Origin of the sequence: Pseudoduganella sp. R-32, assembly GCF_049913245.1 — a bacterium.
Taxonomy (GTDB): domain Bacteria; phylum Pseudomonadota; class Gammaproteobacteria; order Burkholderiales; family Burkholderiaceae_D; genus Rugamonas.
The window spans coordinates 5459656-5471101 of the sequence record NZ_CP183987.1 but is presented as its reverse complement, the minus strand read 5'-3'; the positions used below and the strand labels follow the sequence as shown (position 1 = coordinate 5471101).

At 63.7% G+C, this 11446-nt stretch carries 11 protein-coding genes; 4 read left to right on the top strand and 7 right to left on the bottom strand.

The window, feature by feature from the left end; translation table 11 throughout:
* Window positions 1–2 precede the first annotated feature (2 nt).
* The gene (locus tag ACN9MU_RS24955) at window positions 3–353 is read left to right on the top strand and encodes a DUF3147 family protein (RefSeq protein ID WP_426336265.1); all 351 of its coding nucleotides are present in this window, start codon (window positions 3–5) and stop codon (window positions 351–353) included.
* Window positions 354–367: 14 nt separating this feature from the next.
* Here the strand turns inward: ACN9MU_RS24955 and ACN9MU_RS24950 are convergent, their stop codons facing one another.
* Genes ACN9MU_RS24950 through ACN9MU_RS24940 form a run of 3 tightly spaced genes read right to left on the bottom strand, consistent with a single transcriptional unit; the run spans window position 368 to window position 2318 of the window.
* Complete coding sequence (locus ACN9MU_RS24950; protein ID WP_426163620.1) at window positions 368–1324, bottom strand: diguanylate cyclase domain-containing protein; 957 nt, start codon at window positions 1322–1324, stop codon at window positions 368–370.
* Window positions 1321–1950, bottom strand: a complete 630-nt coding sequence (locus ACN9MU_RS24945; RefSeq protein WP_426163617.1) for a chemotaxis protein CheC — start codon at window positions 1948–1950, stop codon at window positions 1321–1323. The genes ACN9MU_RS24950 and ACN9MU_RS24945 overlap by 4 nt, the downstream gene beginning before the upstream one ends.
* A 2-nt stretch (window positions 1951–1952) precedes the next feature.
* The gene (locus ACN9MU_RS24940) at window positions 1953–2318 is read right to left on the bottom strand and encodes a response regulator (protein ID WP_426163613.1); all 366 of its coding nucleotides are present in this window, start codon (window positions 2316–2318) and stop codon (window positions 1953–1955) included.
* Between the two features lie 67 nt (window positions 2319–2385).
* On the opposite strand from ACN9MU_RS24940, the gene rpiA reads away from it, so the two are divergent.
* Together rpiA and ACN9MU_RS24930 are read left to right on the top strand one after the other, a co-directional pair.
* The gene (rpiA, locus tag ACN9MU_RS24935; protein WP_426163610.1) at window positions 2386–3063 is read left to right on the top strand and encodes a ribose-5-phosphate isomerase RpiA; all 678 of its coding nucleotides are present in this window, start codon (window positions 2386–2388) and stop codon (window positions 3061–3063) included.
* A gap of 21 nt (window positions 3064–3084) precedes the next feature.
* Window positions 3085–3447, top strand: a complete 363-nt coding sequence (locus tag ACN9MU_RS24930) for a hypothetical protein (RefSeq protein WP_426318931.1) — start codon at window positions 3085–3087, stop codon at window positions 3445–3447.
* A gap of 64 nt (window positions 3448–3511) precedes the next feature.
* Here the strand turns inward: ACN9MU_RS24930 and ACN9MU_RS24925 are convergent, their stop codons facing one another.
* Together ACN9MU_RS24925 and argA are read right to left on the bottom strand one after the other, a co-directional pair.
* Window positions 3512–3784 carry an oxidative damage protection protein gene (locus ACN9MU_RS24925; protein WP_057261247.1) on the bottom strand — a complete coding sequence of 91 codons (273 nt, stop codon included), beginning with the start codon at window positions 3782–3784 and terminating at the stop codon, window positions 3512–3514.
* A gap of 24 nt (window positions 3785–3808) precedes the next feature.
* A complete protein-coding gene (gene argA, locus ACN9MU_RS24920; RefSeq protein WP_426163605.1) occupies window positions 3809–5119 on the bottom strand; it encodes an amino-acid N-acetyltransferase in 1311 nt (436 codons plus the stop codon).
* Window positions 5120–5175: 56 nt separating this feature from the next.
* Between argA and hrpA the strand changes: the two genes are divergently transcribed.
* Window positions 5176–9408: an ATP-dependent RNA helicase HrpA gene (gene hrpA / locus ACN9MU_RS24915; RefSeq protein ID WP_426343594.1), complete on the top strand. Its 4233-nt coding sequence runs from the start codon at window positions 5176–5178 to the stop codon at window positions 9406–9408.
* Here the strand turns inward: hrpA and ACN9MU_RS24910 are convergent.
* On the bottom strand, window positions 9368–10375 hold the full coding sequence (locus ACN9MU_RS24910; RefSeq protein ID WP_426318927.1) for a GlxA family transcriptional regulator: 1008 nt from the start codon (window positions 10373–10375) through the stop codon (window positions 9368–9370). The genes hrpA and ACN9MU_RS24910 overlap by 41 nt on opposite strands.
* Before the next feature lie 9 nt (window positions 10376–10384).
* Window positions 10385–11446 (bottom strand): DJ-1/PfpI family protein, encoded by a 1062-nt coding sequence (locus ACN9MU_RS24905; protein ID WP_426318925.1) that lies wholly within the window; start codon window positions 11444–11446, stop codon window positions 10385–10387.

The following is an 11446-nucleotide window of genomic DNA, read 5'->3' as shown; positions in this document are numbered from 1 at the left end:
TCATGGCCTGGCTGATCTTCAAATACCTGGTCACGGCAGGCGTCGTGGTTGCGGTGTCGGAGTTTGCAAAACGCAGCGACCGCCTGGGCGGCTTGATCGCTGCGCTGCCGATGGTGACCGTGCTGGCGCTGGTCTGGCTGTACGTTGAACGGCAACCGCAGGAAAAGATCGCCAACCACGCCTGGTACACCTTCTGGTATGTGGTGCCAACGCTGCCGATGTTCCTGGTCTTCCCGTGGCTGCTGCCGCGACTGGGGTTCTGGCCGACGCTGGGCGCGAGCGTGCTGCTGACGATTGCCTGCTTTGCCCTGTTTGCCGCGTGCGTGCGGCGCTTCGGCATCGAACTGCTCTGATCAGGCCGATGCGCTCATAACGAGTGCACCCGGTTGCGGCCGCATGCCTTGGCCTGGTAGAGGGCGCGGTCGGCTGCGTTGATCAGGTCATACACTTCGCCGGCATTGCTGCTGTCGCTGCTGGCAACGCCGATGCTGATGGTGACGATGCGTTCATCCGTGCGCGAGGCCTGGTGCGGAATGCGCAAGTCGCGCACTTTGCGGCACATGGCGTTGGCCATCATCACCGCTGCATCGGCGGGCGTGTCGGGCAGGATTACCGCGAATTCTTCACCGCCGTAGCGCGCGAACAGGTCGGCCGGGCGCTGCTGCATGGTCGATAGCGCGGAAGCCACAGCTTCCAGGCAGGCATCGCCTTGCTGGTGACCGTAATGGTCGTTATAGGCTTTGAAATAGTCGATGTCGAGCATCATCAGCGACAGCGGCGTGCCCATGCGCCGCGCGCGCCGGGTTTCGCGGTCGATCGCCATGTCGAAGTGGCGGCGGTTGGCGACGCCGGTCAGGTCGTCCAGCAAGGTTTGCGAGCGCAAGGCTACGGCCTGTTCGCGCAGCAGGTTCTCGCGCTGTACCGCGGCTGTCACGTCACTGACCTGGATCAGGCAATAGCGTTCGTTGTTGCCCAGGTTGAGCGGCGTGACCGTGATCTGCTGCTGCATGCGCTCGCCTTTTTCGGCGGCGGACTTGTTGGCGTAGAGCGGCAATGGCCAGCGATTCAGGGTTTGCGACAGCAGGGAAGGCAGGTTGTTGCGCAGCGCCTGGCCGATGGCCGCCTCCAGCCGCTTGCCGCGCTGCTCGGGGAACAGGTCGAAGAAGCTGCGTTCCAGCGTTTCGGGGCCCAATACGCCGGAGTGCTGGTCCATCCAGCGGTTCCACAACACTACGCGTTCGCTGGCGTCGAGGACCAGGGTACCCACGTCGATGCAATCGATAACGCCCTGCAGGAGCGGCAGGGACTCGATCGAAGATTTCATGGCTGCGCTCCGCCGATGGACCGGTCGAGGAAGTTTGCCACATGCTGCTTCAGGTCGTGCAGCGCCGTCATGTCCATGATGAAGGCGACGTCCCCGGCAATCTGCTGGCGCTCGATGACAAATTCGATATGCAGCATCAGCACCGCGGTTTCGCCGCTGCCGGCCAGCGCCAGGATCTCTTCGCCGTAGCCGAGGTGGTAATCCGGCAGCGAGCCATGCAGCTCGTGGCCGAGCAGGTTGGCCAGCGACCCGACGCAGCTGTTCAGCAGGATATTGCCGATCTCGCTCATCGCCTCCTGTTCCATGGCCGACAGTTCAGCCAGCGGCATCGCTTCGCCCACCATCAGGCGCACGATTTCCTGGCTCTTCTCTTCCGGGAACATCAGGATCGCTTCGGTGTCGAAGGCGCCGCTGTAGTGCTGGCTGATGCCGCACAGGCGGCCGTTGCCGGTGCTGCGGCTGGCCAGCAATTTGGCGGCGGAGGCACGGGTGAGGAAGCTGATGGCAGGCACCGACATGGTGACCGTTTCGTTGACGATCTCGCTCATGGCGGCAGCAGCCTGGCCGACGCCAATATTGAACAGCTCGACGAGGGCGTCGTGCTCCAGTTCGGTGAGCCGGACCATGGTCAGGCTTCCAGCGGCGCAATCAGCTGCGCAATGCGCTCGGCGGTAATCGGTTTTTCCATGAAACCCACGCCGATTTCTTCCGCCCGCTGGCGGGTTGCGGCCTGGACATTGGCAGTCAGCAAGGAAATGTGGGCATTGGGCAGCATGGCACGCAGCGCGGCGGCGGCATCAACGCCATTCATGCCCGGCATGTTCACGTCCAGCAAGACCAGGTCGGGCTGCAATCCCTGGGCCTTGGCGATCGCTTCGTCGCCGTTGGCGGCTTCTTCCACCACCCAGTCGGCATGGCGCACCTGGATGTGCTGGCGCGTCAGCATGCGCGACACGCGGCTGTCATCCACGATTAATACGGTACTTGGCTTCATGTCGTTTTTCCCGGCTTAGTTGGCAGTTCGGATAAAATAGGCAACCTTTATTGAATCCATTGTAACTATGACGCAAGACAAATTGAAACAGGCTGTTGCTATTTCGGCGATCGAGTATGTGATCGACGGCGAAATCATCGGCGTTGGCACCGGTTCCACTGCGAATTTCTTCATTGATGAACTGGGCAAGATCAAGCACCGCATCAAGGGGGCTGTTGCCTCGTCGGAAGCGACTGCAGCGCGCCTGGCCGGTCACGGCATTCCTGTCTACGATCTTAACGAGGTTTCGGAAATCGCGGTGTACATTGACGGCGCCGACGAGATCAATGCGGCAGGCCACATGATCAAAGGCGGCGGCGCGGCATTGACCCGCGAAAAGATCGTGGCCTCGGTATCGAAGCAATTCGTCTGCATCGCCGATGGTTCCAAACTGGTAGAAACGCTGGGCAAGTTCCCGCTGCCGGTGGAAGTGCTGCCGATGGCCCGTAACGCGGTGATGCGCCAGCTGGCGGCCCTGGGCGGCCAGCCGAAGGTGCGTACCAAGGCCGGTTCCGACGAGATCTTCGTGACCGACAATGGCGGCAATATCATCGACGTAGCAGGCATGTCGATTACCGATCCGGTCGCGCTGGAAACCCGTATCAACCAGATCGTCGGCGTGGTCGCCGTTGGCCTGTTCGCTGCCCGTGGCGCCAATGTGTGCCTGCTGGGTACTCCCGACGGCGTGCGCACCGTCAAATACTGATTCTTCCCTTAGAAAGAACCCATGAAACGACTGTTCCTGCTATTGCTTGCTGCTGGTGTACTGAGTGCTTGTGCAACCAAAAAACAGGTGGCCCAGGCGCCTGTGAAGCGTAAATCTGTGCTGGAGGCGGAAGCTATTGCCAAGCGATCGATGATCGATGGCGTGCCGGTGGAAAAGGTGGAATTCCGCCCAGGTATTTCCTCGGCAACGGTGGAGCGCCTGGCGAATGCGGAAGAATGCCGCGGCGGTCGCGGGGCAGGGCTGGTGACTGAGCGTGGCCCGGTGGAGATTTACCGGATGTCTTGCGCCAACGGCAAGGTATTCATGGCGCGCTGCGAACTGCGCCAGTGCAAGCCGATGAATGGGGATGTGGCAAGCCGCTAAATTAAATGGGGGCGTACCCCATTTAATTAGCAACTGAATAAATGGGGTATGTCCCCATTTAATGTCAGGCCGAAGGCGGCACGTAGCCGGCTGCCTGGTCGGCGCCTTCGCCGAAGAAATGTTTCTCCATTTGCGCTGCCAGGTATTTGCGCGCGCGCACGTCCGCCAGGTTCAGGCGGTTTTCGTTGACCAGCATGGTCTGGTGCTTGATCCAGGCAGCCCAGGCTTCCTTGGAGACGGATTCATAAATGCGCTTGCCCAGCTCGCCCGGATAAGGCGGGAAGTCCAGGCCTTCGGCTTCCTTGTTCAGTTTGATGCAGTGGACGGTACGTGCCATCTTCGGTGCTCCTAAAAAAATCGATTATAAGGTCTTGATCAAGACTTGCGACTTGCGCTGCCAGTTGTAGAGGCGCTGGCGGTCTTTCGGCAGCGCGTCGACAGTGGCGGGAGCAAAGCCGCGCTTGATGAACCAGTGCGCGGTGCGGGTGGTCAGCACGAACAGCTTGCTGATGCCCTGCGCCCGGGCGCGGTTTTCCATGTGTTTGAGAATACGCTCGCCGTCGCCCTGGGCTTGCACGTCAGGGTTGACAGTCAGGCATGCCATTTCGGCCATTTTTTCTTCCGGGAAGACGTACAGCGCTGCGCAGCCGAAGATCACGCCGTCGTGCTCGATGACCGAGAACATCTCGATCTCGCGTTCGATCAGTTCGCGGCCGCGCTTGACCAGGGTGCCGTCGGCTTCCAGCGGTTCGATCAGCTTGATGATGCCGCCCACGTCTTCAATGGTGGCCGGGCGCAGCGACTCCAAGTTCTCGTGCGAGATCATGGTGCCCACGCCATCGTGGGTGAACAGCTCGAGCAGGGCCGAGCCGTCCATCGCGAACGGCACGATGTGGGCACGCTCGACGCCGTTGTTGCAGGCCTTGACGCAGTGCTTCAGGTAGTAGGCGGTGGCATCGGGCAGGAAGCCTGCCTGCAGCACGGCTTCGGCCTGGTGCGAGGACAGCTCGCGGATTTCGGTGCCGCCGGCGTCGGTCATCATCTCGGTTTCGGTGATGAAGACCAGCTTGTCGGCGTGCAGGGCGATGGCGGCGGTGCAGGCCACGTCTTCCATCGTCAGGTTGAAGGTTTCGCCGGTCGGGGAGAAGCCCAGTGGGGACAGCAGCACCACGCCGTCCGAGCCCATGATGGAGTGGATCGTTTCCGCGTCCACCTTGCGGGTCAGGCCGGTCAGCTCGAAGTCGACGCCGTCGATCACGCCCAGCGGGCGTGCGGTGATGAAGTTGCCGGAAATGATACGGATCGCGGCATGCGACATCGGCGTATTCGGCAAGCCCTGGCTGAAGGCGGCCTCGATGTCGAGGCGCAGTTCGCCGGCTGCTTCCTTGGCGCATTCCATGGCGGCCGTGTCGGTGATGCGCACGCCGTTGTGGAAGCGGCCTTCCACGTTTCGCAGGGCGAGCTGCTCGGCGACCTGGGGGCGCGAGCCGTAAACCACGGTGACGTTGATGTCCAGCGCGTGCAGCAGGGACAGGTCGTGGGCCAGCACCGGGAGGGCGCCAGCAGCAACCAGTTCACCAGGGAAAGCGACCACGAAGGTCTTGCCGCGGAAGGCATGGACGTAGGGGGCGACGGAGCGCAGCCAGGAGACGAATTGGATAGGGTTTTCCATTATTCGCGCATTATAATGCGCTGCGCGGTTTTCGCGCCCAATCTATGTAAAAAACGATGTCTGAAGCAAGCAAGAAGAATCCTCTCCAGCAACCAGCAGGCCAGCGGCCGCAAGGCGAACAACGCCGCCCGGCAAGCCAGTCTGGCCAACAGGCGCGCCGCGCGCCCGCGCAGCCGCCCGCTGGCGCTACCCAGCGTCGCGAAGGCCGCCAGGAAGGCGCACGCCCGGCGCAGGCCGAAGGACGCCGCGAGGCGCCACGTCCGCAGCAGCGTGGAGAGGGCGCGGAGGAGCGCCGTGGCGAACGCCGCGAGCGCGAAACTCCTGAACAGCGCGCGGCCCGCGAGGCCGCGGCAGCGTTCCGCAATCCGCTGCCGCCGATCACCTTCCCCGAAGACTTGCCGGTTTCTGGCCGCCGCGCGGAAATCGCGGAAGCCCTGACCAAGCATCAGGTGGTCATCGTCTCCGGCGAAACCGGCTCCGGTAAAACCACCCAGCTGCCGAAGATCTGCCTGGAATTGGGGCGGGGCCAGAAAGGCCTGATCGGCCACACGCAGCCGCGCCGCATCGCCGCCTCGTCCACCGCGAAACGCATTGCCGTCGAACTGGGCTCCCCGCTGGGCGAGCACGTCGGCTACAAGGTGCGCTTCAACGATACCCTGAGCAAGGGCGCCTCGGTCAAGCTGATGACCGACGGTATCCTGCTGGCCGAAACCCAGACCGACCCGCTGCTGAAGGCTTACGACACGATCATCATCGACGAAGCCCACGAACGCAGCCTGAACATCGACTTCCTGCTTGGCTACCTGAAGCAGATCCTGCCGCGCCGCCCGGACCTGAAGGTGATCATCACCTCGGCAACCATCGACGCTGAACGCTTCGCCCGCCACTTCACGCAGGAGGGCAAGCCGCCGGTGCCGGTGATCGAGGTCTCCGGCCGCCTGTACGCCGTGGAAGTGCGCTACCGCCCCGTGGAGCGCGACCAGGTCGCGGCGCCCGGCGCGCAGCAAGGCGCCGACGCCAAGGGCGCACGCACTGCCGCCGCGCGCGACAAGCGCGACCTGATGGAAGCCATTGTCGACGGCGTCGATGAAGTCTGCCGCATCGGCAGCGGCGACGTGCTGGTGTTCCTGCCCGGCGAACGCGAAATCCGCGACGCCGCCGAAGCACTGCGCAAGCACCACCCGCCGCACGTGGAAATCCTGCCGCTGTTTGCCCGCCTGTCGGTGGAAGAGCAGGACCGCGTGTTCCGCACCACCAACGCGCGCCGCATCGTGCTGGCGACCAACGTGGCTGAAACCTCGCTGACCGTGCCGGGCATCCGCTACGTGGTGGACGCCGGCCTGGCGCGCGTGAAGCGCTACAGCTACCGCAACAAGGTCGAGCAACTGCAGATCGAGCCGGTGGCGCAGTCGGCGGCCAACCAGCGGGCCGGCCGCTGCGGCCGCGTGGCCGATGGCGTCTGTATCCGCCTGTACGACGAGCAGGACTTCCTGCAGCGCCCAAAGTTCACCGACCCGGAAATCCTGCGCTCCTCGCTGGCCTCCGTCATCCTGCGCATGAAGTCCCTGCACCTGACGGACGTCGAGAGCTTCCCCTTCATCGAGCCGCCGCTGGGCCGCGCGATTGCAGACGGCTACCAACTGCTGCAGGAACTGGGCGCAGTCGACGACGACAACGCCCTGACCCCGCTGGGCCGCAAGCTGGCCAAGCTGCCGCTCGACCCGCGCGTGGGCCGCATGATCCTGGCCGCTCAGGAGTACCACTGCCTGACCGAAGTGCTGATCGTCGCTTCCGCCTTGTCGGTACAGGACCCGCGCGACCGTCCGGTCGAGCACCAGCAGGCTGCCGACGAAGCGCACAAGAAGTTCGCCGACGAAAAGTCGGAGTTCCTCAGCTACCTGAAAATCTGGAAGTGGTTCGAGAACGCCATCGAGCACAAGAAGTCCAATCGCCAGTTGATGGATTCGTGCCGCGCCACCTTCCTGAACCAGCTGCGCCTGCGCGAGTGGCGCGACGTACACTCGCAACTGCTCACCATCGTGAAAGAGCAGGGCTGGCGCACCAACGAGCTGCCGGCCACCTACGACCAGCTGCATATGGCGCTGCTGACCGGCCTGCTGGGCAATATCGGCTTCAAGGGCGAGGATGAACAGGGCGGCGCCTACCTTGGCGCGCGCGGCATCAGGTTCCACGTCTGGCCGGGTTCGCACCTGTCGAAGAAGCCGGGCAAGTGGATTGTCTCCGCCGAACTGGTGGAAACCACGCGCCTGTACGCGCGCTGCGTGGCGCGCATCGAGCCGGAATGGATCGAGAAGATCGGCGGCCACCTGCTGAAGAAGTCCTGGGGTGAGCCGCGCTGGGAGAAGCGTCCCGCGCAGGTCACCGCATCTGAACGGGCCACCCTGTACGGCCTGGTGGTCTACAGCCAGCGCCGTATCAACTACGGGCAGAAGAATCCGGTGGAAGCGCGCGAGATCTTCATCCGTGATGCGCTGGTCGGTGGCGATTACGACACCCGTGCACCGTTCTTCGCACACAATCACAAGCTGGTGCGCGAAATCGAAAACCTCGAACACAAGTCGCGCCGCCAGGACGTGCTGGTGGATGACCAGTTGATTGAGGCGTTCTACGACGAGCAGATTCCCGTCGACGTGGTGAACGGCGCCGGTTTTGAGAAATGGTACAAGGATGCTTCCGTCGACAATCCGAAGCTGCTGTACCTGATCCGCGACGACTTGATGCGCCATGAAGCGGCCGGCATCACGACCGACCTGTTCCCGAAAAAGATGATGGCGGCCGGGCTGGAGATGCAGCTTTCCTACCATTTCGAGCCGGGCACGCCGCGCGACGGCGTCACGCTCACGGTGCCGCTGTATGCCCTGAACCAGCTTTCGCGCGAGCGCTGTGAATGGCTGGTGCCGGGCATGCTGAAGGAGAAGGTGCACCTGCTGCTCAAGACCCTGCCGCAAAAGCAGCGCCGCCACATGGTGCCGCTGCCGGACTACGCAGCGAAATTCTGCGAACGCACAGAGTTCGCGCGCGGCGACCTGATTGACGCGATCATTGCCGACATCCGCAAGCAGATCACGATCAGTGTGCTGACTTCCGACTTCAAGCCGGAACAACTGCCGGCGCATCACTTCATGAATTTCAAGGTGGTGGATGAGCATGGCCGCCAGCTCGACATGGGACGCAACCTGGCCACGCTGCAGGCGGAATACGGCTTGCAGGCGCGCCAGAGCTTCCAGCGCATGGCGGAAGGCGGCAACACGCCTGCCTCCGCCGCGCAACTCGCACAACTTGCGGGCGGCGGCATCGGCAGCGGCGGCAGCGCCAAGCCAAAGCACGGCGGCATCGCAGCCGATGCTGCGCGCGGCGCAAGCCCGGCCAAGGCCCCTGCAAGTGTGCCATCTGCTGCCGCGCCAAGCCCGGCTTCGCAGCACACCAATATCACCACCTGGAGCTTTGGCGAGTTGCCGGAGCTGCTGGAAATCACGCAAGGAAAGCTAAGCCTGATCGGCTTCCCTGCGCTGGTTGACAAAGGCACGCACTGCGACCTGGAAGTGTTCGACGACCCGAACGTCGCCGCGCGCACTCACCGCATCGGGCTGCGCCGCCTGTTCATGCTGCAGATGCGCGACCAGATCAAGTTCGTCGAGAAATCGATCCCCAACCTGCAGCAGATGGGCATGCAGTTCATGTCCATGGGCACGCAGGAAGAGCTGCGCGACCAGATCATCGCCAAGGCCATCGACATCGCCTGCCTGCAGGACCCGCTGCCGGTAGACGAAGCGAGCTTCATCAAGCGCAAGGACGAGGGCAAGTCGCGCATCGTATTGCTGGTGAACGAGATCGCCCGTCTTGTGTCGCAAGTGCTGACCGAATACCACGGACTGCCCAAGCGCCTGCAAGGCATCAACCAGCAGGTGGCGCAGGACATGCAGCAGCAACTGCAAGGCCTGGTGCACAAGCGCTTCCTGATCGAGAACGAGTTCTCGCAGCTGTCGCACTTCCCGCGCTACCTGAAGGCGATGAACGTGCGCCTGGAAAAGCTGCGCGCCGATGCGGCGCGCGACGCCAAGGCCATGGCCGAGTGGAACCAGGCCGCGGCGCCTTACCAGCGCCTGATGCGCGACAAGTCGGCCGGCAAGAACACCGACCCGAAACTGGTCGAGTACCGCTGGATGCTGGAAGAGTTGCGCGTATCGCTGTTCGCTCAGGAGCTGCGGACACCCATGCCGGTGTCCGTCAAGCGACTGATGAAGGTGTGGGAGTCGATGCAGCGCTGAAGCGCTTGCGATACTCGCCCGGGCTGGTGCCAAGGCGGCGCAGGAATACGCGCCGCAGGTTCTGTTCGCTACCGTGTCCGGTAGCGGCGGCGATTGCCTTGACCGGCTGCGTTGTGTCTTCCAGCGCGCGCCGCGCCGCCTCCAGCCGCATGGATTCCACCATGGCGGCCGGCGTGGAGCCGGTCTGCGCCACATAAGCGCGCGCAAAGGTGCGCGCGCTCATTGCTGCCTGTTCCGCCAGGCGTTCGACCGAAAGGTCTGCGTGAAGGTTGGCGCCCATCCAGGCATGCAGTTCCGCAAACCGGCCGTCTTCCCGCGCTTGCGCTGAGAGGGGGGCGCTGAATTGAGACTGGCCGCCGGCGCGCTTCATGAACACCACCATTTGCCTGGCCGTCTCGATGGCAACGCGGTGGCCGTAGTCTTCTTCGATCAATGCCAGCGCCAGGTCGATGCCGGCGCTGACGCCTGCCGAGGACCATATCTGGCCGTCGCGGATGTAGATCTTGTCCTCGTCCACCTGTACCAGGGGATGCTGGCGCCGCAGGCGTCCGACCCACTCCCAATGCGTTGCCACGCGACGCCCGTCCAGCAAGCCGGTAGCGGCCAGCATGAATGCGCCGGTGCAGACCGATGCCAGGCGCCGCACGGACGGAGCGCGCTGGCGTATCCAGTTCACCAGTACCGGCGGGGCAAAGTAGGTGTCCCCAGGGCAGCCGCCTGCCACCAGCAAGGTGTCGATATCGGTTGTTTCAAGCGAGGAAATGGGGACCGTGCTGCAGGCCAGCCCGGCGCTGCTGGTGACCAGGCCGCCGTCGGCGGAGGCGACGATGAGTTCATACAAGGGCGGTCCGCCGGCCGAGTGGCGGCGGGCGGCGCTGGCGAAAGCCTGCAGCGGACCGGTAAGGTCCAGCAGGTTCATGCCTTCATATGCGAGCAGGACGACGTGGCGGGAACGAGGAGGCGGCATGCCGCCAGTTTACCTCACCGGATAGCCGGGGTATTCGAATTCCAGCGCAACACGCCGGGCGGTGCGCGATCCAAACGAGTCAGCGATGTTTGCCAGTACGCGGTCGAGCGAGCTGTCCGCAGCCGGCAGCATGACAGCCGGCGCGTCGGCGGCGCCAACAACGCGGTCAGGCAATATTTTCAAGCCGTGACGGCTGGCCACGGCCGCGTCGCTGGCACCGACCGCCAGCACGCGGCTGCGATGGGTGCGGGTGTAGGCGTCGCTGGTATAGGCGAGGGCGATCTCGTCGAAGCCTTCAGCCAGTGGCAATCCGGTGTCGTTCACGCCATGCAGCCACTGGTCGGTGTAGTGCGTGAGCCAGACGGACAGGTTGTGGCCGAACCTGGGGGCATAGACGCCGCTGTCATGGCGGCTGCTCCAGTCGCCGACGCCGAGGCCTGCGGCGACGGCTGCGGCTTTTTCGCGGCCGGCAATGGCTTCCACCAGGGCCAACGAAAGCGGCTGGGCGGCGCTGATGCCGACACTGGAGATCACCTTGCCATCGGCCACGTAGCGCACGTTCTGCAACCATTCGGTGCCAGGGTATTTCTCGAGACGATATTCGTAGGTGGCCCAATGTGCGGTGCCGCGCCGGCCGTTCAGCAAGCCGCTGTTGGCAACCACCAGCGCGCCATCGCAGATGCTGGCTACGGTGGCACCCTTGTCCGCCTGGGCCTGCAGCCAGGCCAGCATCGGCGCTAACTGTGCTCGCCGCATGGCAGGTACGATCACGTAGTCGGCACCTTCCGGATAGCGCTGATCGAAGGCGCTGGTATCGAGGTCGGCCTGCACGCGCAGGCCGGTATTCATGGTGATCAACGGCCCTTCGGCCGCGACGGCGAGTACTTGCGCGACACCGGCGCGTTGCAGTACGCCGTAGGGCAGGAGGAAGTCGGTGATTTCAGTCGATACGCTGTCGCCGAGGATGGCGATCACGGGGCGTTCGTGGCCTGGGCGCGGCTGGTATTCCGGTAACTCGCCGGCGTGGGCGCAGGACAGTACGAACAGGAGAAGGGCAAGCAATAAACGCAT